Annotated in this window: 20 protein-coding genes; 8 read left to right on the forward strand and 12 right to left on the reverse strand. The window is 61.6% G+C overall.

Annotated features, from left to right (window positions below; genetic code table 11):
• The first annotated feature begins 183 nt into the window (after positions 1 to 183).
• A complete protein-coding gene (gene pdeR, locus BUS06_RS34210; protein WP_074268682.1) occupies positions 184 to 2,187 on the forward strand; it encodes a cyclic di-GMP phosphodiesterase in 2,004 nt (667 codons plus the stop codon).
• Positions 2,188 to 2,200: 13 nt separating this feature from the next.
• Here pdeR and BUS06_RS34215 read toward each other — a convergent pair whose 3' ends face one another.
• From BUS06_RS34215 to BUS06_RS34225, 3 genes are all read right to left on the reverse strand, one after another.
• On the reverse strand, positions 2,201 to 3,079 hold the full coding sequence (locus BUS06_RS34215; protein ID WP_074268683.1) for a crotonase/enoyl-CoA hydratase family protein: 879 nt from the start codon (positions 3,077 to 3,079) through the stop codon (positions 2,201 to 2,203).
• 482 nt (positions 3,080 to 3,561) lie between these two features.
• On the reverse strand, positions 3,562 to 4,665 hold the full coding sequence (locus tag BUS06_RS34220) for a malate/lactate/ureidoglycolate dehydrogenase (protein WP_074268684.1): 1,104 nt from the start codon (positions 4,663 to 4,665) through the stop codon (positions 3,562 to 3,564).
• 33 nt (positions 4,666 to 4,698) lie between these two features.
• Complete coding sequence (locus BUS06_RS34225) at positions 4,699 to 6,162, reverse strand: M20 family metallopeptidase (RefSeq protein WP_074268685.1); 1,464 nt, start codon at positions 6,160 to 6,162, stop codon at positions 4,699 to 4,701.
• 153 nt (positions 6,163 to 6,315) lie between these two features.
• Here BUS06_RS34225 and BUS06_RS34230 point away from each other — a divergent pair, with 153 nt between their 5' ends.
• Both BUS06_RS34230 and BUS06_RS34235 read left to right on the forward strand, forming a co-directional pair.
• Positions 6,316 to 6,624, forward strand: coding sequence for a superinfection immunity protein (locus BUS06_RS34230; protein ID WP_074268686.1), 309 nt, complete (start codon positions 6,316 to 6,318; stop codon positions 6,622 to 6,624).
• Positions 6,625 to 6,813: 189 nt separating this feature from the next.
• Complete coding sequence (locus BUS06_RS34235) at positions 6,814 to 7,398, forward strand: LysE family translocator (RefSeq protein ID WP_429286173.1); 585 nt, start codon at positions 6,814 to 6,816, stop codon at positions 7,396 to 7,398.
• 65 nt (positions 7,399 to 7,463) lie between these two features.
• Here BUS06_RS34235 and BUS06_RS34240 read toward each other — a convergent pair whose 3' ends face one another.
• From BUS06_RS34240 to BUS06_RS34250, 3 genes are all read right to left on the reverse strand, one after another.
• Positions 7,464 to 7,754, reverse strand: coding sequence for a YodC family protein (locus tag BUS06_RS34240; protein ID WP_074268688.1), 291 nt, complete (start codon positions 7,752 to 7,754; stop codon positions 7,464 to 7,466).
• Between the two features lie 480 nt (positions 7,755 to 8,234).
• Complete coding sequence (locus BUS06_RS34245) at positions 8,235 to 9,740, reverse strand: MFS transporter (protein ID WP_074268689.1); 1,506 nt, start codon at positions 9,738 to 9,740, stop codon at positions 8,235 to 8,237.
• 31 nt (positions 9,741 to 9,771) lie between these two features.
• On the reverse strand, positions 9,772 to 10,398 hold the full coding sequence (locus BUS06_RS34250; protein WP_074268690.1) for a TetR/AcrR family transcriptional regulator: 627 nt from the start codon (positions 10,396 to 10,398) through the stop codon (positions 9,772 to 9,774).
• Positions 10,399 to 10,603: 205 nt separating this feature from the next.
• Here BUS06_RS34250 and BUS06_RS34255 point away from each other — a divergent pair, with 205 nt between their 5' ends.
• From BUS06_RS34255 to BUS06_RS34265, 3 genes are read left to right on the forward strand one after another with little or no spacing between them, the layout of a single operon-like run.
• Entirely contained in the window at positions 10,604 to 11,197 is a 594-nt protein-coding gene (locus BUS06_RS34255) for a cytochrome b/b6 domain-containing protein (RefSeq protein ID WP_254369051.1), read from the forward strand.
• A gap of 2 nt (positions 11,198 to 11,199) precedes the next feature.
• Complete coding sequence (locus BUS06_RS34260; RefSeq protein ID WP_074268692.1) at positions 11,200 to 11,991, forward strand: molybdopterin-dependent oxidoreductase; 792 nt, start codon at positions 11,200 to 11,202, stop codon at positions 11,989 to 11,991.
• 50 nt (positions 11,992 to 12,041) lie between these two features.
• Positions 12,042 to 12,656, forward strand: a complete 615-nt coding sequence (locus BUS06_RS34265) for a hypothetical protein (protein ID WP_074268693.1) — start codon at positions 12,042 to 12,044, stop codon at positions 12,654 to 12,656.
• Positions 12,657 to 12,749: 93 nt separating this feature from the next.
• On the opposite strand, the gene BUS06_RS34270 is transcribed toward BUS06_RS34265, so the two are convergent.
• Positions 12,750 to 13,175, reverse strand: a complete 426-nt coding sequence (locus tag BUS06_RS34270; protein WP_074268694.1) for an OsmC family protein — start codon at positions 13,173 to 13,175, stop codon at positions 12,750 to 12,752.
• A 485-nt stretch (positions 13,176 to 13,660) separates the two neighbouring features.
• Between BUS06_RS34270 and BUS06_RS34275 the strand changes: the two genes are divergently transcribed.
• A complete protein-coding gene (locus BUS06_RS34275) occupies positions 13,661 to 13,999 on the forward strand; it encodes a helix-turn-helix domain-containing protein (protein WP_143787701.1) in 339 nt (112 codons plus the stop codon).
• Entirely contained in the window at positions 13,999 to 15,297 is a 1,299-nt protein-coding gene (locus BUS06_RS34280; RefSeq protein WP_074268696.1) for a type II toxin-antitoxin system HipA family toxin, read from the forward strand. Before BUS06_RS34275 ends, BUS06_RS34280 begins: the two co-directional genes overlap by 1 nt.
• 24 nt (positions 15,298 to 15,321) lie before the next feature.
• Here the strand turns inward: BUS06_RS34280 and BUS06_RS34285 are convergent, their stop codons facing one another.
• The 5 genes from BUS06_RS34285 to BUS06_RS34305 form a co-directional block, all read right to left on the reverse strand.
• Positions 15,322 to 15,876 (reverse strand): carboxymuconolactone decarboxylase family protein, encoded by a 555-nt coding sequence (locus BUS06_RS34285; protein ID WP_074268697.1) that lies wholly within the window; start codon positions 15,874 to 15,876, stop codon positions 15,322 to 15,324.
• A 36-nt stretch (positions 15,877 to 15,912) separates the two neighbouring features.
• Positions 15,913 to 17,259, reverse strand: a complete 1,347-nt coding sequence (locus BUS06_RS34290; RefSeq protein ID WP_074268698.1) for an aspartate aminotransferase family protein — start codon at positions 17,257 to 17,259, stop codon at positions 15,913 to 15,915.
• A 28-nt stretch (positions 17,260 to 17,287) separates the two neighbouring features.
• Positions 17,288 to 18,337 carry a C45 family autoproteolytic acyltransferase/hydrolase gene (locus tag BUS06_RS34295; RefSeq protein WP_074268699.1) on the reverse strand — a complete coding sequence of 350 codons (1,050 nt, stop codon included), beginning with the start codon at positions 18,335 to 18,337 and terminating at the stop codon, positions 17,288 to 17,290.
• Positions 18,338 to 18,602: 265 nt separating this feature from the next.
• On the reverse strand, positions 18,603 to 19,463 hold the full coding sequence (locus tag BUS06_RS34300; RefSeq protein ID WP_074268700.1) for a MurR/RpiR family transcriptional regulator: 861 nt from the start codon (positions 19,461 to 19,463) through the stop codon (positions 18,603 to 18,605).
• 78 nt (positions 19,464 to 19,541) lie between these two features.
• Complete coding sequence (locus BUS06_RS34305) at positions 19,542 to 21,815, reverse strand: amylo-alpha-1,6-glucosidase (RefSeq protein WP_074268701.1); 2,274 nt, start codon at positions 21,813 to 21,815, stop codon at positions 19,542 to 19,544.
• Positions 21,816 to 22,061 lie beyond the last annotated feature (246 nt).

A 22,061-nucleotide genomic window follows, 5' to 3' on the forward strand; every position in this document is an offset into this window, starting at 1 on the left:
CCATTAATATCTAACCTATGTCTAAAGGATCATAGTACCTTGCCGTTATTGTTAACGACTCTCAGTCACGGCCATCTGGATACAATGAAGTCAGTCTTTCAGCTGAAGTAGACTGCTTGCCCCCCGCCGGCCTGACTATCCGAGCTGGCGGCCCGCAGGCATGCTTGCCCGGGGATAACACTTATGAACGACGACCAACACGACCAGGTGCTCTATGCCCAGTTCGGCACAAGCAGCCCTTGCTGGCGTCTGTCCAAAGACAGCAACGCGCTCGAACTGACGCCGGTCACGGGTGACATGCCGGCCAACGCCGCCATCTCCCTCACCCCGCAACAGGCCGGGCAGATCCGGCGCCTCGCAGGCATCACTTCCCATCTGGTTCTGAACGTGCGCCTGTTCGGCCAGCCGCTCAAGCTGCATCTGGTCGGCAAGAAACTCAGCGGCAATCTGTGGGCGGGCACCGCGTCAGCCTATGAGGATACCGAATCGGTCGCGCGCGATCTCGTGCATGGCCTGTCGTTCGCCGAGCAGGTGGTGTCGGAGGTGAACTCGGTCGTGGTGATCGTCGATCGCAATGGGCGCATCCAGCGCTTCAATCGCCTCGCCGAAGAACTGACCGGCATGAAAGAGGAAGACATTGTCGGCCGCAGCGTCTGGGCTCTCTTCATGTCGTCCGAGGCAGGTGCGGCGTCGAGCCAGAATATCGCCGGCTTTTTTAACCGCGGTGTCTCCTACGAAGTCGAACGGCTCGTGAAAACGGTTCACGGCGAGCGGCTGTTTCTGTTTCGCAACAAGTTCGTGCAAAGTGGCAGCGGCGTCAACGAGCAATTCCTGATCTGCTCGGGCACCGACATAACTGAAGAGCGTCGCGCGCAGGACCGTCTGACCGAACTGGCCAATACCGACTCGCTCACCGGCCTCGCCAATCGCAACGCGATTCAGGACAAGGTCCGCGCGGCAATCTCGAGCGCGGCTGTCGACGAGTCGGTCGGCATCCTGTTCCTTGACCTCGACAACTTCAAAAAGGTCAACGACCACTACGGCCATGTATTCGGCGACCGGCTGATCAAGGATGTGTCGGCGGCCATCAGCACCTGCCTGAACGAGGGCGACACGCTCGCGCGGCTGGGTGGCGACGAGTTTATCGTGCTGGCCGCGAACGGCAGCCTCGAGTCCCTCGAAGCCACCGCGCAGCGCATTCTGGAGCGCCTGCGCACGCCCTTCAGCCTGGGCCTCGTCGAGGTCTACACCGGTTGTTCGATCGGCATCGCGCGGTGCCCGGAGCACGGCGACAGCCTCGAGTCGCTGATCCGTTCGGCGGACACCGCGATGTACGTCGCCAAGGATGAAGGCAAGCGGACCTACCGGGTGTTTTCGCAGGAGATGGACCGCAAGGTGGCCGAGTATATGTGGCTCGATACCAATCTGCGGCGCGGTCTCGAAGAGGGCCAGTTCACGCTGTACTACCAGCCCAAGCTGTCGCTTGCCACGGGTGCGGTAACCGGCGCCGAGGCGCTGATCCGCTGGAATTCGCCCGAGCGCGGCCAGATCATGCCGACCGAGTTCATTCGTTATGCCGAAGAATCGGGGCTGATCGGCCATCTCGGCCGCTGGGTCATGCAGACCGCAGCCCAGCAGGCCGCGCGCTGGAAAGCCGCTGGGCTCAACCTGCGCGTGGCGATCAACGTGTCGGCTCGCCAGCTGGTCGATACCGCGGTGGTCCGGCATTTCGCCGAAGCGCTCCAGCAAGCGGGGCTCGATCCGTGCCTCGTCGATCTCGAACTCACCGAGAGCTGCCTGATCGAAGACGAAGCCGCGGCGATCCAGTTGATCACGCAGTTCCGCCAGCTTGGCGCGCAGGTGCATCTCGACGACTTCGGCACTGGCTATTCGTCGCTGTCGCAACTCGGGCGCATTCCGCTCGACGTCATCAAGCTCGACCGCAGCTTCGTGCGCTCGATCAACGCCGACAAGAAAGCCCAGGCGCTGGTGCGTTCGATGGTGGCAGTAGCCCAGGAGCTGAATTTCAAGGTGGTCGCAGAAGGCATCGAAACCGAGGCGGAAGAAGCATTCATGAAAGGGCTTGGGGTGGAATACGTACAGGGCTTTTTGTACGGCCAGCCCATGCCGGCCGCGGAATTCGAGCAGTGGTTGCACGACCGGCAGAAGCTCAGGCTGATCGCCTGAGCCTCCGTCCGAGTCAGGCGATGCTGGCGCTCGTCTGGCGCATGCTCGCGGTGCGGCGGTTCTGCAACATGACCAGCCTTTCCATGAAAGCCAGATCTTTTTCTTCAATCGTGAACGCGGCCTCGACCCAGTCTTCGGTAATTTCCATCAGCTCGGCGCGCGAAAGCTGCAGTACGCGTTGACGTGCCCGCAGCATAGCCCGGATGCCATTCATCTTCGGGCGCAACGTGTCGATAAACGTACGCGTCGCCACATAGGCCTCGCCCGGTTCGAACAACTGGTCGACGAGCCCTTTGCCCGCGTACCACTCGGCCGTGTGCGACTCGCCAATTCCGATCAGTTCTTCCGCGAGCCGCATGCCGGCCTTGCGCGCTACCAGCGAATACCCACCCATGCCCGGGAACAGATTGAATGCAATCTCCGGGAAGCCCATTCGCGCATCGTTCTGCGCGAGCAGGAAATGATGTGCGAGGGCGGCTTCGAACCCGCCCCCCAGCGCGGTCCCCTCCACCATCGCAATCGAGATCGCACCGGTATCGAAGCCGCGTGCTGCGGCATGCACGCAATCGACACACGCTCTGGCATACGACATCAAGGCTTGGCGCCGGCCAGCGCGGATCGTCTCGGCAAAGAAGTCGAGATCGCCGCCGACGTTGTAGATCGACGGAATCAGCGACCCTGTCACCCAGAAGTCGATCGGTAAGCCGGACTCGCGCGCGGCCTGTGCCAGGCTGAGAATATCGTGCACCAGTTCAAGGTTAAAACAGGGACGCGGTTGAGCACGCAACATCATCCACATGATGTTGCGTCCCTCTTCGTAATAGGCAGAAATCTGCGACAGGTTTCCGGCTTCGAGGAACGGACGGCAGGCGTGATGATTGTGAAGATTCATTTTGAACGGTCCTTTAAGGTTAAACGGCGGCAATGCAAGTCGAGCCTAAAGCAGACCTCAATGAGCTGGGAGCGGGTTTGCTAACGGACGAACGCAAGTTCTCCTCACATTCCCTCCGGGAAAGGGTTTCCGGGTGAGTTCCAAACGGGAGGCCGCACATCTGGCCGCAAACGATTGCCCGTGAAAAAACACACGGAAATGCTTGTGCCAAACCGCCGGAAAAGCCGGTGGAGACTGGATGTGGAATTTATTGCCGGCGGCGAGAACGACGGTAAATATTTACTCCCAGGCAATGCAATCGAAAATGCTGCTTGAGGTAATCTTTAAGTCGTGGTGTGTGGGAGAGAGAACATTCCCACCGCATAACGAGAGGGGTTATGCGTGTTTAAGGACGCGGCTGAACAAAAAAGTCGAGGCGCTAACGCCTTACAGCGATAGCGGCAACGACGGTGATGGCGACGGTAATTGCGACAACCAGGCGGTTATTGCAGATGCGTGGCCCAGCGTTCGATCTGCTCGGCCGGCATGCCAACCGCGAGCGCGGCGGCACAAATCTGTTGCCAGCTGGTGGGGTCGACCGGCACGCCGTGCGTCTCACGGTCGGCTCGCGTGAGCCGCTCGGCTTCGCCGGGTTCGAGAATGCGCTCGGTACCCGATGCAAGCGGCGAAGCCTTCACCCATTCGATAAACGCGTCGGCTTCGGCCTCGGCGTTCGGGGCGTCGAAGGCGGCGGGATCGATGATCACCGACAGCATGCAATTAATGATGGCGTGGTTCGTGCCGAGCGTATCGGCATGGCTCGTGAAGCCTCCCGACAGCGCCCCGCCGAAGATCTCGCACATCGACGCCAGCCCGAAACCCTTGTGACCGCCAAAGGGCAGCAGCGAGCCGACCGGTGGCTCTATCATCACTTTCGGCTCGAGCGAGGGGCGTCCTGCGTTGTCGATCAGCGCGCCAGGGGGCACCTGTTTGCCCTGGTTATAGGCGACCCGGACCTTGCCGAACGCCACCGCGCTGGTGGCGAAATCGAGCACCAGCGGCGGCCTGCCGCTGCGCGGATAGGCGGCGCAGAACGGATTGGTGCCGATGCGGCGGTCCGTTCCGCCGAACGGCGCGACGAGCGGATCGCCCGCCACATTGACGAAGTGAAACGAGACGAGTCCGGCGCGCGCGCACTGCTCCGCCCAGTGACCGATGCGGCCAATATGATGCGCGCCATGCAGACCCACGGCGCAGATGCCGAGACGTTTCGCGCGCTCGATGCCGAGCTCCATTGCCTCATACGCGATGACCTGGCCGAAACCCTTGACGCCGTCGATGGTCAGCACCGCGCCGGCATCGCGCACGACCTTGGCATGCAGATTGAGCTTGAGTTCGTTGTCGCCCACTGATGCCACATAGCGCGGAATCATGCTGACGCCATGCGAGTCGTGACCGGTCAGGCTCGCTGCGAGCAGGTGGTCGGCGACCAGCTCGGCCTCGCGCGGCGAGCTGCCGGCCTGCTCCCAGATCGCCCTCACATAGGCATGCAGCGTTTCGGCGGAAATTCTTGGGAAAGACGATTGGGCCACGCGGGGATCGTTCATTCGCAGTATCTGGGAGCTGGGTTGGGGTTCAGGTTAAGGCGCCGCTGCAATGACATCGGCAACCGCGGCCGTCAACTTCTTGCCATAGGGCACATGCAGAAACTCGTTCGGTCCGTGCGCGTTCGACTTCGGTCCGAGCACGCCGCACACCATGAACTGCGAGTGAGGGAAGCCTTCCTTCAGCACGTTCATCAATGGGATAGTACCGCCCTGCCCCATATACGCGCAGTCTGCGCCGTAATGCTGGCGCGACGCGTCGTTGAGTGCCGAGGCGAGCCACGGGGCCAGCTCGGGGGCGCTCCAGCCGGTTGCGGCGCCGGCGTCGGGCTTGAACGTCACCTTGGCGTTGTAGGGTGGATCGAATTCCAGCAGCGCTTTCAGCTCCGCGACCGCCTTCACCGCATCGAGAAGCGGCGGCAAACGCAGCGAGAGCTTGAACGCCGTGCGCGGGCGCAACACGTTGCCGGCGTCGGCGATGGCCGGCAAGCCGGCCGCTCCCGTCACCGACAACGACGGACGCCACGTCGAGTTGAGCAGCGCCTCTTTCGGATCGGCGGTGGTAGGCAGCACCTGGCGGCCGTCCTGGCCGCAGGCCCATGGGATTTTTTTCCACACGTCGTCACCCAGAATATGGGCAGTCGCCTCGGCTTCGCGCAGACGGTCGGCAGGAATCGGACAATGGAAGCCCTTCGGCAGCAGATTGCCGTTCGAGGCATCTTCGAGACGGTCGAACAGTTGCCGCATGATGCGGAAGCTCGACGGCGTGATGCCGCCGTAGCCGCCCGAGTGAATCCCTTCGTCGAGCACATGGACTTCCAGATCGCCCGCCACCAGGCCGCGCAGCGAGGTGGTCAGCCACAACTGATCGTAGTTGCCGGCACCGGAGTCAAGGCACACCACCAGGCCCACTTTGCCGAGCCGCTCGCGCAGTGCGTCGACATACGGCAGCAGATCGTAGCTGCCCGATTCCTCGCAGGTCTCGATCAGGCCGACGCAGCGCGGCCGCTCGACGCCTTGCGCGTCCAGCGCAGCCAGTGCGGTCAGGCTTGCGTAGATGGCGTAGCCGTCGTCCGCGCCGCCGCGGCCATACAGCTTGCCGTCTTCAAGTTTCGGGGTCCACGGCCCGAGGTCGTTGCGCCAGCCGTCGAATTCGGGCTGCTTGTCCAGGTGGCCGTACAGCACGATGGTCTCGGTACTGCCCGAGCGCGTGGCCGGCGACTCGAAGAAGATGACCGGCGTGCGGCCCGGCAAGCGGATGACTTCCAGCTTCAGGCCTTTGACAGGCTGTTGCTCTGCCCACTGCGCCGCGTCCGTCACCACGCGCTCGATAAAACCGTGCTTGACCCAGTCCGCGTCAAAGCCCGGGCTCTTGGCCGGGACGGCAATATAGTCGGTCAGCGCCGGCACAATTTCATCGTTCCATTTGCGATCCACGAATTCGCGCAGCGTATCGTGGTTGATGGTCTTGGCCTGCTGGGCGGTGTCGTCGGAAATCATGATGGCTGTCCGGTCGGTCGGTCAAAACGCACATGATAGACCTCTCCGTTGCCGTCCTGAAGTCCCCCGTTCGGCCAGGGTGTCGAGAATGGCTGCGCGCATGGCACAATCGAGAGACAATCGAAAGATTCGGATTAAACCGGGAGTACCGCGATGGGAGGCAACACGCTCGTTCAAGCGGTCGCCGCAATCGTCGCGCTGGGTTTGTACTTCCTGCCGGCGATCCTCGCCGACCGCCGCAAGCGCCACGATCTGCTGACGCTGGCCTTGTTCAATGCATGTCTGGGCTGGACCGGGTTCGGCTGGCTGGCCGCGCTTTATTGGGCGCTGCAGCCGAATCCTCCGAAGGACGTTGCGGAAGAAGTCGTGCAAACGCGGCGCGTAGTGCGGATGCGCAATTTTTCCGCGGCGCTGGTCCAGCGTGTGCAAAGCCGGGCGACCCGCAACAAAACCGGACGGTGACGCGAGCGGCACAAGCCGCTGGACCCGCCGCTGCGCAGGACGTTGCAGGCGCCACATACGCCTGCCGCTTTGGCCGCCTTTGCACCGCCGCAATTAGTCACACACGCCGTTACGCACACGTCACTTTCATGGAGCCATTCAGTGCCTGAACTCGCAAAACTGCTGACCTTTGCCCTCGTCTCGCTCGGCATGGCACTCACGCCTGGCCCGAACATGCTCTACCTCGTCTCGCGCTCGATCTGCCAGGGCCGTACCGCCGGTCTGATTTCGCTCGGCGGTGTGGCGCTTGGCTTCGTGTTCTATATGTTCAGCGCCGCGCTCGGCATCACCGCCCTGCTGCTAGCCGTGCCATTTGCGTACGATGCGCTGCGCTTCGGCGGCGCGCTCTATATGCTGTGGCTCGCGTGGCAAGCCGTCAAACCGGGTGGCCGTTCGCCGTTCATGGTGCGCGACCTGCCGGCGGACAGCCCGCGCAAACTGTTCGCCATGGGTTTCGTCACCAATCTGCTGAACCCGAAAATCGCGGTGCTGTATTTATCGCTGCTGCCGCAGTTCATCGATCCGCAACACGGCAACGTGCTCGAGCAATCGCTGGTGCTGGGGTCGGTGCAGATTGCGTTTAGCCTGACGATCAATGCGATGGTGGCGATGATGGCCGGTTCGATCGCCGTGTTTCTCGCCAGACGGCCCGCCTGGATCCTCGCCCAGCGCTGGCTGATGGGAACGGTGCTCGCGGGACTGGCAATTCGGATGGCAACCGAGGCGCGGCGCTAACAGGCCAGAGGCAGGCCGCCTTGCGCGCGACCCGATGGGTCGCGCGAAGAGGACGTTAAGGTGATTTACTCGGAACGCGAGCTGGAATACGCACTGCGCCCGAAGGAACGCAGCGTCACGGAGCCGGCAGGAATCGAGCGTGGCTCGAGCCGCACATGTTCCTGCTCGAACATCTGCTGGCGCAGTTCACCGTGCTCGTCGAACCACTGGCAAATTACCCAGTCGCCCGAAGTTAGCGCGACGGGACCGGCATAGGTCACCGTCATTCGCGGCCCACCCGTTTTGAGCGTGACCACGTCACCGACGCTCAGTGGCGCGAGTGGTGTATCAAATGCATCGAGGGTAGCGGTCAGCATATCAATCCCCGGAATGAAAACGTTGATCTGTTTTAGCCCATTGTCTCAGCCAGCCTACTGGCGGAAGATTTTAAAAAGTTTGCCAAGATTAACAATTGAATATCCCGTCTGCAAGTGATTTTTATTGATACCGTTTTCACGCAGGCGAGAATCGAATTTCGATCATCGGCTCACTCACTGAAACAATGATCGTTTCGCTAAAACCTCATCAGCTAACGCCTACCCCCCGCCCAGCGGACCTGAGCGCGGGAACAATTTACGCAGGCTCAAAATATTCAAAGTAAAACATGCCGGGGTTGATTTGTCAGACATTGCGATTTGATTCCAGTCGCCATGCGACCGATCACCCGGTTATTTTTATCAGATCATTATTGCGAAAATCATCTGTGAACTGAGCAGCCATCCATGAATATCACCAATGCAGGGCGAAGTGCATTAAGTCGGTGCAGTGTCATATTCCTGTGGTAAACGACAATGGCATCAATGGCGGACCACGCGTCGCTGATGCTGCACCAGCAGCACGCTCAATCCAATACACACCAGCATCAATAATGCGTTGATTCCGAGGCTGTACTGGAAGGCATGCGCGTAGGCACCCGGCGTCGAGCGGCCGCCCAGCACGCCGAAGAACGCCCCGCTGATCGCCGCCGTGCCGAACGCCGAGCCGATCTGCAACGTCGACGACGCCACGCCCGAGGCCAGACCGGCCTTCTCCGGCGCGACTTCCGCGAGAACGATCCGCATGATCGACGGCAGCAGCAGGCCCTGCCCCACGCCGGCGCACACCAGCCCACAATAGAACAGCAGGTCCGGCGTAGCAGCTTGAGTGGCCGACCAGCCGGTGACCGTAAAGCCGATCGCCATCATCGAAAACCCCAGTGTCAGCACATGACCGCCGATGCGCCGCACCACCGCCGGCGAGGTCAACGGCCCGATCACGAAACCGATCGCAAACGGCATGATGGCCACGCCGGAAGCGAGCGGCGTCCAGTGCAGACCCGTCTGCAGGAAAATGCCGTAGGTCAGAAAGAACGCGCTGTTGCAATAGAACAGGAACGCGAGCACGAGACCGAGCGCAAATGCTGGATTGCGGAACAGTTGCAGATCGACGAGCGGGTGGCCGCCGCGGCGCTCGAGGCTCCGCTCGGTGGCGATAAAGCGCGCAAACACGGGCACGCTCAACGCGAACATCACGAAGGTCCATGCGGGCCAGCCGGCTTCGCGGCCGTGCGTCATCGGGTAGATGACGAGCAGTAGCAACAGCGAGAGCAGACCCACGCCCTTCAGATCCACGCCCGCGCGTACCGCCGGCTGACTCTCCGGCACGAACTTCCAGCTACCGATAAACGCCAGGATGCCGACCGGGATGTTGATCAGAAAAATGACCCGCCAGTCGAGGCCGAATGGACGGTAGGTAATCAGCGCGCCGCCGCCCAGTTGGCCTACGATCGACGAAAGTCCGAACACGAAGCCATAGAAGCTCATGACACGCGTTTGCTGGGAAAGCGGCACCACCGCGCGGACGGTCGCCAGCACCTGCGGCGCCATCACCGCAGCAGCCATGCCCTGGATGATCCGCGCGATCACCAGCACGTGGCCGTTCGGCGCCAGGCCGCACAGCGCTGACGCCACCACGAACCCAGCCATGCCGGTCATGAACATGCGGCGACGCCCGAACAGGTCGCCAAGCCTGCCGCCCGTGATCAGCAACACGGCGTATGAGGACGCGTAGGCGGAGACGATCAGTTGCAACTGCGCGTCGGTGGCGCCGAGCCCCGTGTGGATCGCCGGCAGCGCCAGATTGACAATGAAGTAGTCGAGCGGCGCGAGAAACGCGCCGACGAACAGCACGGCCAGCGCGAGGCCCTGACGCTCGAAGCGCGGCGCTTCGGCGGCGCTGATCGCACGGGCGGCATTGGATGCGGCGCTCGCGCTACCGGGAACCGCCAGGGTCACCGGTGCGGACTTCATGCATTCGCTATTCATGACCGTTTGTTCAAAAATTAGATAAAAAAATTTACCCGAGCGCGCGCATCGCCACGTCGACGATGTCCGTCAACTGGTCCTCGTCATTCGCGACCCTGCCCAGCACGCGCAATCCCTGCATGATGCACAGCAGAAATTTGCTGACCGCTTTTTCGTCGAGCGTCGAACTGAAGGCGCCACTCGCCTGGCCGCGAATCACGGCACCCGCGAGCAGCGTCGCCATGCGGCGCTGGATCGAGCCGATCCGTTCGCGCAGCGCGGTATCGTCCGCTTGCATTTCCAGCGCGGTGTTCGTAATCAGGCAACTGCGTTGCTGGGTAAGTGAGCACGACGTCTTCGCATAATGCAGCAAGGCGTTGCGCAGCGACTCCTCGGGCGGCAGCGGCGCGTTCAGACGCTCCGCCAGGCGGGCAACCGAGCCATCCGCGTAGTGGTCGAGCGCCGCCAGCATGATGCCGTGCTTGTCGCCGAACACGCCGTACAGGCTACCGCGCAGCAGGCCGGTAGCCTTGCACAGATCGTCGATCGAGGTGGCGTGGTAACCGTGGCGCCAGAACACATCGCTCGCGTGGGCCAGCACCGTAGACGTGTCGAACTCACGCGGGCGCCCTCGGGCGCTCGTGGTGCGGGGTTTGTTCGAGGTGGCAGGCTGGCTCATGGGTTTGGATATTATGACTATCCATTCAATAAATCAAGCGCGCTGGCAGTGAGGTCTTTGGGACGCCTGTGACGTCACGCCCCTCTTAAGAAAAATTCTTCGGCCTCGGTGGAATAGCCCCGGCCAAACGGTGTTAGCCCTCTCGACGCCGGCAAATGCGTCCACGCCCTCCCCCACGTGAATGGCCAACAACCACGAGATCGCTTTGAGTCACACCACGATTCAACCCATCTGGGTCCGCATCACACACTGGATCAATGCGCTGGCAGTCGTCCTGATGGTGATGAGCGGCTGGCAGGTCTATGACGCCTCGCCGATCTTTCCCGCCTTGCAGTTTCCGCCTGCCATCACACTAGGCGGCTGGCTCGGCGGCGCCCTGCTTTGGCACTTCGCGGTGATGTGGCTGCTGGTGGCGAATTTCCTCGTCTACGTGGGTCTCAATCTGGCGTCCGGACGCCTGCGCCGCAAACTGCTGCCGCTCACCTTCCGCTCGCTCGCCGCCGATATCGTCGCAGCCGTGCGCGGCCGTCTCACTCATGGCGATCTCTCGGTCTACAACTCGATCCAGAAGCTCGCCTACCTGGTAGTGATCGTCGATATCGCGCTGCTGGTGCTGTCAGGGCTGGCCGTGTGGAAGTCGGTGCAGTTCCCGCTCCTGCGAACGCTGATGGGCGGCTACGACAACGCGCGCGTCGTGCATTTCGTCTGTATGAGCGTGCTGGTGGCCTTTTTCGCCGTGCACGTCGTGATGGTCGCGCTGGTGCCGCGCTCGCTGCTCCTGATGATCCGGGGACGGTAGACATGGCGATTCGCAAGCGCAACGCACAACCCGGCACGACGCTCGCCTCGCATGGCGACGCGATCCTGAAGGATGCCCACCGCGAACTGAAGGACCCGGCGCGCCGCCTGCTCGGCAAGCGGATCCTCTCGCTCGGCGGCCTCGCCTTGCTGTCGGGCTGCGATCTGAGCACCGACAAATCGGTGAACACGATGCTGCGCAAGATCTCTTTCTTCAACGACGACGTGCAGGCGCTGCTGTTCGATCCGAACCACATGGCGCCGACTTATCCGGAATCGATGATCACGCGGCCGTTCCCGTTCAACGCGTTCTACGACGTAGACGACGTACCGGAAGTCGACGCCGCCACCTACCGCCTTCAGGTGGGCGGCCTCGCGAACGGCAAGCGGGTCTGGACGCTCGATGAACTGCATGCGCTGCCGCAGACGGACCAGATCACGCGGCATATCTGTATTGAAGGGTGGAGCGCGATCGGCCACTGGGGCGGCGTGCGCTTTGCCGACTTCCTGAAGCGCTCCGGCGCGGATACGACGGCGCGCTTCGTGTCGCTGCATTGTGCCGACAACTACTGGACCAGCATCGATATGCCGACAGCCCTGCATGCGCAGACGCTGCTCACGCTGACCTACGACGGCCAGGTGTTGCCGCCGAAATACGGCTTTCCGATGAAGCTGCGCATGCCGACCAAGCTTGGCTACAAGAATCCGAAGCACATCGTCGCGATCACCGTGACGAATGAATATCCCGGCGGTTACTGGGAGAACCAGGGCTACAACTGGTTCGGCGGTTCCTGAGCAGCATCCCTGTTTTTCAAGTCAACCCACACTCAATCTACGGAGATTCCATGTCTATCCGCCTGAAACTTGGCGTTACGCTTGTCTCGCTCGCTTTCGCCGGTGTCGCGCTCGCGCAGACGCCCGCGGTCAAACCGTCGCGGATTCGCGGCGAAGTCGTCTCGCTGAATGGCGATGTCCTGCAGGTGCATCGCCGCAGCGGCGATACGGTCTCCATCAATCTGGCGCCGACCGTCACCGTTTCCGCCGTCAAGGCAATGCAACTGGCCGATATCAAGCCCGGCTCGTTCATCGGCACGGCTGCCACCACGGGTACCGACGGCAAGCTGACCGCCACCGAAGTGGTGGTGTTTCCGGAATCGGCTCGCGGCACCGGTGAAGGCCACTATGCGTGGGACCTCGGTCCTAACAGCTCGATGACGAACGCGAATGTCGACCAGGTGGCCGAAGGCACCAGCGGCCGCGATCTGAAGCTGTCGTACAAGGGGGGTAACAACGTGGTGACGGTACCGCCGAATGTGCCGGTCGTGACCTTCGTTCCGGCCACTCGCACCGACCTGACGGCCGGCAAGAAAGTGTTCGTGGTCGCGACGCCTGCGGCGCAGGGTGCGTTCCTGGCGCAACGCGTGGTGGTTGAGAAGGACGGTGTGGCGCCGCCGATGTAACTCTGTCTGTCAACATGACAACTCGGGTGTGCGGCGCCAAAGGGCGCCGCACACCCGCTCTCAGACTCTCATTGCTACTTCACCGGTTCGCGCTCAGGTTTCGAGCGTCGCATCCATGGTGATGGTGGCCTTCAGTACTTTCGAGACTGGACATCCCGCCTTGGCGTCCGCCGTGGCTTTCTCAAACGCCGCCCGGTCGCCGCCGGGGATCTTCACCTTGACGTCAAGGTGAACCGCGGTGATGGCGAATCCGCCGTCGGCCTTGTCGAGCGTCAGGGTTGCCGTGGTGCCGATACGTTCCGGTTTGATATTCGCCTTGCCCAACTCAGCCGATAGCGCCATGGAGAAGCACCCGGCGTGTGCAGCCGCGATCAGCTCTTCCGGGTTGGTGCCGATGCCGTCTTCGAAACGTGTCGCAAACGAATACTGGGTGTCCTTGAGAACCCCGCTGTCAGTAGAAATCGTGCCTTTCCCGTCCTGCAGGCCGCCTTGCCAGACCGCTGATGCCTTGCGCTTCATCGTTCTCTCCTGTTGGTGCCCTGTCAGCGCTGCTGTGCTATCCCATCATGGCGCCTGCCGCAACGGTCACGCCCGGATTCTTGCGGGCTCGGCGCCGGTCGATGCATGCCGCGCAGCGCGACAGACGCGGGCGTAGACCGGTCTTCATCATAGGCGCTTCTGGAGATCGGTGCGGTCAAGTGTTTGGCAGGGTCGCGCGAGGGCCGTCGCGATCAACATAGAGCCAGTGGCGGATCAAGGGCGAGTGCGCAAGCAGCTTCGGAGCCCCGGTTTGCATAGCGGCGGCGGCCCCGCACCCTGCCGTCGGATGCCTAGGTGCAAATTCGACCAATCCAACCTTACCTCCGATCACTAACGGTCACATATAGCCTTTAATCTATTTTATAGAGTCACATGTGACCTCTAACGTACAATTTTTACGAGAACCCCGATTTCAATCTATAATCAGTCATATGGAACCGTTAAATTTACCTATCAAGTCACATATGACTGCAAAAGCGGACGCACTCCCTTTGCCGGTTCGTCGTGGATTGAAAAAACTCGGTGCGGACATCGCGTTGGCCCGTCGTCGTCGACGCATCTCCACGCAATCCATGGCGGAACGCCTGCAGGTTTCGCTAAAAACCTTGCAGCGGCTTGAAAAAGGCGACCCAACGGTCGCCGTGGGCACGGTCGCGACCGCAATGCTCATATTGAGCGAGTTGGAGCGCTTTACGAACCTTTTGGACACTGCCGGAGACGATGTTGGCCTAACCCTGATGGATCAAGACCTTCCCAAACGTATCCGCAGCAAGAAGACCACCTCATCGTCAGGAGCCCTGTAATGGCTGTACCCGTTGAGCGCACAGTCAGCGTAGCGTTGGGGTCGTCGGCATTGCCCGTCGGCCAACTGACTTATGCAAAACTGGGATCCCGTGAAAGCTCGGCGTTCGTCTATGACACAAACTGGCTTCAAGACGACTCTCACTTCGCAATTTCTCCAGACCTTGTCCTGACCACCGAACGGCAGTTCCGCAAAGCTCCCACCAGAAACGACTCCGTCTTTCATTTTGCGATCGCGGACACCGAACCTGACGGCTGGGGCTGCCGGGTCATTGCGCGTGACCACGCAAAGCGACGCAAGCGCGCGCAGGAACAGGGTAAGAACTTTAGTGGTGCGCTGACCGAGATGGACTACCTGCTTGGCGTCGATGACGAAAGCCGGATTGGAGCGATCCGCTTTGCGAACGACCAGGGGATATTTCAGCGCGCGATGGAGGACGGCGGCCACCGCGCTCCGCCGCTAATCGAACTAGGCCAGCTACTGGGCGCGTCACGTGCGGTCGAAAGCGGTACTGAGACTGAAGCTGACTTGCGTTATCTACGCGGGCGCGGAACGTCGCTCGGTGGAATGCGGCCCAAATGCACGATAGTCGACGACGACGGGCATCTCGCCATTGGCAAGTTTCCAAGCGTTCAGGACGAGCGCGCGGTTACGCGCGCCGAAGTGCTTGCCCTGCGCCTCGCGCAAACGGCCGGTATCGACACGTCACACGCGCGCATCGTGCTATCCGACAACGTGCCGGTTGCGCTGATCCGTCGCTTTGACCGCCATAACGGCGGCCGGATTCCGTACCTGTCGGCAGCATCGCTACTCCAGGCGTCGCGCGAAGAAGATCACTCGTACACCGAGATCGCAGAACGGATCCTGGTTGTCAGCGACGATCCGCGCAGAGATCTGACTGAGTTATGGCGCCGGATCGTGTTCAGCATGCTCATCACCAATGTGGACGATCACCTGCAAAATCATGGTTTCCTGCACGTAGGGCATGGGCAATGGCGTCTTGCCCCTGCGTTTGATCTCAATCCGATGCCAGACAAGGATCGCGAACTCAAGACATGGCTCACGGAAGAATCTGGACCGAGTGGTTCGATCGAAGAAGCCGTCGCGGCGGCCAGGCATTTCCATCTGACTGACGGCGCGGCTCTCGATCTACTCGGCAACATATATCTTGCAGTACGTTCATGGCGGGAGATGGCACTCTCGAAAGAAATCGGCATGACAGCTCGCGAAGCGGACGAATTCGAACCCGCTTTCGAACACGCCGAACTAGCGGCGGCCAGGAGACTGCTAGAACGTTGACCATTGCCTCGTTCCTGCTCGCGCTTACTCCGCAAACGGCAACGTCTCCTGCCCTTCGGCCCGCATCCCGAACACATTCAACGTCATCGCTACAAGCGCGTAATACCCCAGCAAGCCGACCAGGTTGATCGTGACCTCATGCCCGAAGCGCTCCACGGTTGCCGCATAGGTCGCATCGGACACCCGCTTCGTGTCATACAGCTCATTGGCAAACGCGTAGATCAGCGCGTCTTCAGGATTGGCAAAAGACGGCCGCTGACCCAGGCGAATCGCCTCCGCCTCGGCCTCGGTAACGCCAGCCTGTAACGCAATCGGATAGTGTATGTACCACTCGGCCTGCGCTTGCCAGCGCGCGGCCGTCACCAGAATTGCCAACTCCGATAAACGCAGCGGCAGGCCAGTCCGGTAGCGGCAAAACGCCCCCAGCCGTTGCGCCTGCTGCGCGAGTTCGGGACTGTGAATCCAGCCCAGAAACGGACCATTCAGATTCCCACGCGGACCGGACAATATCTCGTCGAGTACGGCCCTCTGCTCAGGCGTGGCATACGCGGCGTCGAAACGCGGCAAACGTTCAGTCATGGAAACTCTCGCAAGTAATGAAGCGGCGGTCCACTCTCAGCACACCGCGCGCACGCCGGTTGAATGAAGCGCGCCGTCAATCGCGTCGGTGAGACGGCTCACAATATTGTCGATATCCTGCGCCGTGCAGATAAACGGCGGCGCCAGCAGCACATGATCGCCACTTTTGCCGTCCACTGTGCCACCCATCGGATACACCATCAGCCCGCGCGCGAAAGCCTCGCGCTTGATCGCTGCATGCAGTTTGAGCTTCGCGTCGAATGGTGTCTTGCTCGCCCGCTCCTGCACCAGTTCGACACCCACAAACAACCCGCGCCCGCGCACATCGCCGATATGCGGATGCTGCGCGTAGTGCTCGCGAAGCTGTGCGCGCAACTGCTCGCCACGCGCCTGCACGTTCGATAGCAGATTGTCCTCGGCGATCACGCGCTGTACTTCGAGTGCAGCCGCGCAAGCCGTTGCGTGCCCGATATACGTATGACCGTGCTGGAAAAAGCCTGAGCCGCCGACGATCGTATCGTAGATGCGCTTGCTGACCAGCGTTGCGCCGATCGGCTGATAGCCAGCTCCCAGACCCTTCGCGATCGTCAGCAGATCCGGCGCTACACCGTCCTCTTCGCAGGCATAGAGATACCCGGTGCGCCCCATTCCCGACATGATCTCGTCGAGAATCAGCAGCACTCCATAGCGATCGCAAACAGCGCGAATCTTGCGGAAATATTCACGCACTGGCGGCACTGCGCCTGTAGTAGCGCCGACCACCGTCTCCGCGACAAAAGCTGCCACCGTCTCGGCGCCCAGTTCGAGGATTCTCTGTTCCAGCTCATCCGCCAATCGCTGCGCAAAGGCCTCTTCGGTTTCGTCAGCGCGCTGCTCGCGATACGCATAGCACGGGCTGACGTGATGCGCTTCGATCAGAATCGGCAGAAACGGCTCGCGGCGCCATGCATTACCGCCAATCGCAAGCGCGCCCAGTGTATTGCCATGATAGCTCTGGCGGCGCGCAATGAAATGACGCCGCTGCGGCTCGCCCTTCTCGACGAAGTACTGGCGTGCGAGCTTCAACGCCGCTTCGATCGCTTCCGAGCCGCCCGACACAAAATACACATGATCCAGGCCGGACGGTGCGCTGGCCACGAGCCGGTCCGCGAGTTCTTCCGCCACCTGCGTCGTAAAGAACGACGTGTGCGCGTACGGCAATTGCTGGGACTGACGCCTGATGGCGTCGAACACGCGCTGGTTGCTATGACCGAGGCACGAAACGGCGGCCCCGCCGCACGCATCGATATATCGTTTGCCGGCGGCGTCGATAATCTCGATGCCATCGCCAGCTACGGCGACCGGCAACGCCTGCTTCGGTGCGCGGTGAAATACGGTGGACATGATAGGTATCCTTATCGCTTGATCGCGGTCAGAAGGCGGCGTTCGAAGGCGCCGTCCGTGGAATAAACGTATCGAACGCACGTTGCCCCTGACGATAGACCTGCATCGCCACACCGTCCGCTTCGATGCGAAACAGCGCGGTGGCCAAGGTGTTTTCGTCGTCGGGGTCGTGTGGGTCGTCGCGATAAATGGGCAGTCCGGAAGGTTCCTGATCGCTTAGAACGCGCAGCAGTGCGTCGTCTGTTACTGGTGCGCCAAGCCTCGAAAGCAATGCATTCACACGCGCCTGACGGTCGCGGGAGGACTCGGTGATGATTTGCGCTTCACCATCACTGCCGTCGTGAATCATATGATTCGCGTGACCGAAACGTGGGGTATCGGCAACCACCGAGCAACGCCGTGCCGTTGCTTCAACACTGACCAGACGCGAGTCGCCCACACAACCTAGCGTGTGATGAAAACCGCTCGCACGTGGCACATCGCGCAACAGCGCAACGGCTTCGTCGAGCGAGTGTGTATCAAGCACGGCGCGCGCGAGGATCATGCGGGGCACACCCACCGCCGGTACGCGGATGCGCAAATTGTTGATGGCCTGCACGAGGCCCGCGCGGCTGGCGGCAAAGGTATGTCCCGGCAATGAACCGGGGTAATAGAAACTCATGAAGCCGGGCTTGCCGGCAGGCTGAACGTCTACGAGAAAGCATCGTTCGCGCAAATACGGATCGCCGTCTTCGTTGTGCGCGATGAAACGCGCATTGCCTGACGCGGCTGCCAGCGTCGTGCAACCGTCTGGCGCGTTGTGGATCAGTTCGCCGCGGCAGTTCCACAGGAACACATCTTCCACGGGCCATGCCAGACCCGCAGCCATACCGTCCAACTCGGCAACCAGCGCCGGGAAATACGCTTCAGCTGCCCGCCGTAGCGCTTCCACGAATGGATGGCCACGCCACCGGCTCACCTGCTTCCACGCAGCGCTTTGCTGCATGTACGCTGCCATCACAGGCCGCACCAGTTCGCCCAATCTGTAGCCGATGTCATCCGGTTGCCCGGTGACACGAAAGAGACTCCATTCCTGCATTGACGGTTATGCCTCGCTTAAACCCGGTTTGCTGTGGCGCCGCAACATGCAGCAGTGACCCGCTCATCATGTGCGGCGCGGTAAAAGGACGCCTTCAGCCACGATGACATCGATTCAACACTCGATTCCAATTTATACCTCTCAACAACATATGTTGTCAATACGGCCGAGCATGTATCGAACGGAGCGAGCGGCACAAAAAACAGAGTAAAAGGCGCGGATGTCGCGGAGCTGCAGGTCAGCAGCAGCCCCGCTCCGCGCATCCTCAAGGCACGTAAGCGCCCTTCGCATGCAGCGAGCGTTCGGCAATCTCAAGTTGCTCGACCGCGTCGGCGCCTTCAAGCGCCAGCAGATGCGCGACCAGCGATTCCGCAATGGCGGTGGCCGCGACGAGCGAAGGAAAAAACGAAGGGCTTTCGTGTGAAAAAATCAGCACCTTGTCGGCATTCAGCGCGATCGGGGACACCGCGCTATCGGTAATCGCAATCAGCTTGCTGCCCTTCTCGAGCGCCGCCTCGGCCACGCGGGCTGCCTCCACCGAATAAGGTGCGAAGCTGATAACGACAGTCGCACTATCGCGTTCGATGGTGCGCAGCTGCATCTCCAGCGTACCGGCCTCACCCGTCAGCAACGACACCGACGAGCGGAACAATCGATATCCATACACCAGACCAAATGCCACCGCATAACAGGAGCGAAAGCCTGCGACGTGCACATGCGGCGCGCGACGCAGCAACCGCGCGGTTTCAACGGTGACACGCGTGTTATGCGCGGCCGTGACATCGAGATTGTGTTGTTGCGCCACCAGCAGATCGTGCGCCAACGCGTCTTTGGCATTGGTCTTGACGAGTGAACGGGCGCGGCTGGCGAGCGGCTCGGGCCGCGTACGCACGCGCGCCACGAACAGATTGCGCAGTTCATTCCAGCCGGGAAAACCGAGTTGCTGCGACAGCCGCACGAGCGAGGCGGGTTGCACCTGAGCCCGCTCGGCCACCTTGCGCATGGAAGAAACAGCGACTTCGTCGGGATGATCCAGCAGGAACGCGGCTCCCATCTGGAATTGCGGACTGAGTTCAGAGAAGCGCGCCCGGATCAGGGCGGCGAGCTGGTCAAAACTGTCGGGCATGCGATGGACCAGGGAGTAAGTTGACAACAAATGTTACCACCCGGAACACCGCATGCACCACCAACCCAGGACCCGCGTTTACAGCAATGCCACGACCCGCACATCGCCCTGTTCCGCCGAGGCGACCACCTTGCCCGCGACGCGCCGGAAGGTGATGGTCACGCTCGAATCGCCGACACGCATATCGCCGATTTCGAGCCAGTCGATACCTTCAGGCAGCATCGGCTGTTCGATCAGGACTTCGCGCTTCGCCGCATCCACGGTCACACCGAGGCACGCTTCCAGCATCATGAACGGCGAGCCGGCCGCCCATGCCTGTGGCAGACACGCGACCGGGTACGCAGTGGGCGGCTCGCCGCGCCGGCGCGGGAAACCGCAGAAGAGTTCGGGCAGACGCATGTCGAAATTGACAGCCGCCTGGAACAGCGCCTGCAGCAGATTCACCGCGGTCGCCTTGCCGCCGTAGCGTGCCACGCCGCGCGCGCAGAGCGCGTTGTCATGCGGCCAGACCGAGCCGTTGTGATACGCCATCGGATTGAAACGGGCCTGTCCTGCAGCGAGCGTGCGCACGCCCCAGCCGGTGTGGAACAGCGTCGACTGCAGACCGCGCACCACGGCCTCGCCGCGCTCGCGTGACGGCAAGCCGAAGGCGAGCAGATGGCCGGCATTCGACGCCATCACACGGCACAGTTCACCATGGCCGTCCAGTGCAATGCCGTAGAAACCGAACTCCTCCATCCAGTACTTCTCTTCCACGCATTGGCGGATGCCCTTCGCGCGTTCGCTATAACCGGCGGCCTCGTCCAGCAGACCGCGCAGCCTGGCGAAATGCGCCATGGTGTCGAACGCCGCGCTCGCATAGGCTTGCACCTCGACCAGCGCAATCGGCCCGTCAGGGAAGCGCCCATCTGCGTGAAAGACCGAATCGTGACTGTCTTTCCAGCCCTGGTTCGCAAGACCGCCATCCGATTCGCGCTGATAGTCGAGCAGGCCGAAGCGGTTCTTGTCACACACGCCTGAGACCCATTGGGCCGCGCGCACCAGCGCCGGCCACAACTCGTCGATCAGACCCAGGTCGTTGGTACGTGCCACGTAGGCACCGGCCAACACGATAAACAGGGGCGTCGAGTCGACCCCGCCGTAATAGAGCGCAAACGGCACTTCGCCGGTGGCGGCCATTTCGCTCTTGCGCATCTCATGCATGATCTTGCCGACCGCCGCGTCGCGAAACGCCGAATTCTCGCGCGCCTGATGCTCGGCAAGAAAGCGCAGGACGCCACGCGCCAGTCCCGGCTGCAACCAGAGCGTTTGCAGCGACGTAATCAGCGCATCGCGGCCAAACGGGGTCGAAAACCAGGGGATGCCGGCATACGGATAAGGACCGGTTTCCAGATCGGTGGTGAGCAGTCCGAGATCGGCGAGTGAGCGGTCGATCCACGCGTTAAACAGCGGATTGCTCGAACGCACGCGCGCCGTCGCACGGCGCCGCTCGCGCATCACCAGGTGGGCATCGACCAGCGCCGCGCGCACGGCAGCGCGTCCGACGCGAGGACGTGCTGCATCGATCTGCGTGAGATGCGCCTCGTTCAGCGAATGAACGGACTTTGCGACGTCGGCATTGGTAGCGGCCTGCTCTGCCTCCACCTCGACATTGACGGCGAGATAAATCGACACGCAGGCTTGCGCCGGCAATTGCACCGTGTAGTCCGCGCGGTTGGCAAAGAGCTTGTCCGGAGTCGGCGAAAACGCAATGCCGACGTTGCGTGCGACATTGTCGAGCCCTACGTAGCTGAGCAGCACCTCGCCGTTTTCGACGCGCGCCGGTTCGATCTTGCCCTGCTTGTCGCGTTTCAGACCACGCACTTCAAACATGTCGCGGAAATCGCTGGCGAACGAAATGGAAAGCGGCACGACGGCATCTTTCGTGCCGTAGTTGGTCAGTTCGATCGCTTCGTTGAGCACCGTGCCGGACAGTACGCGCACGCGCTCGACGTGGATCACACCCTCGGGCGTGCTGTCACCGCCCAAAGGCGGCAACGGCCGGTTGGTCAGGTGCGCCGTGAACGCAGTGTTATCGCTGCTGACACTGCCTGAAAGCAGCGACGGTGCACGCCCGCCGAAAGTCAGCCGCAGTTGTGAGAGGACCCGCGTGTCGTTGACGAACAGGCCGTCGTCGTGGCCGGTAATATCGCCGAGTGGGTCGTTGACAATAAAGGTGTCGCCCGACTTCAGCACGAACTGGTTCGCGCTAGCGACGTTGAGGTTTTCCGGCGGGATAAATGCGCCATCCGGTTCGTGTTCGACATGGTCGACGCCGCCTGAGAGTCCGCCAAGGGCTTCGGGTTGCTGCATCAGCTTGCTCCTGTGCTATGGGCTTCGTTCCGATTGTAGAGGGTCTGCGCCCGTCGAACGAACTTAACACAGGTAGGTGGTGGATTTACGCCGGTAAGCTATTTCGAAGGCGTAACAAAACGCTACGAACGATGCGCCGGACCGGTGCATATGTGCGGTGGCACGCGTCATGCAGTTTTGCCGTAAACGGACTGCGGGCGTTGTCCCCTGTCTGGAGACAACGCCCGCAGAGCGTCCGCAATCAGG

Origin of the sequence: Paraburkholderia phenazinium (genome assembly GCF_900141745.1) — a bacterium.
GTDB classification, from domain to species: domain Bacteria; phylum Pseudomonadota; class Gammaproteobacteria; order Burkholderiales; family Burkholderiaceae; genus Paraburkholderia; species Paraburkholderia phenazinium_B.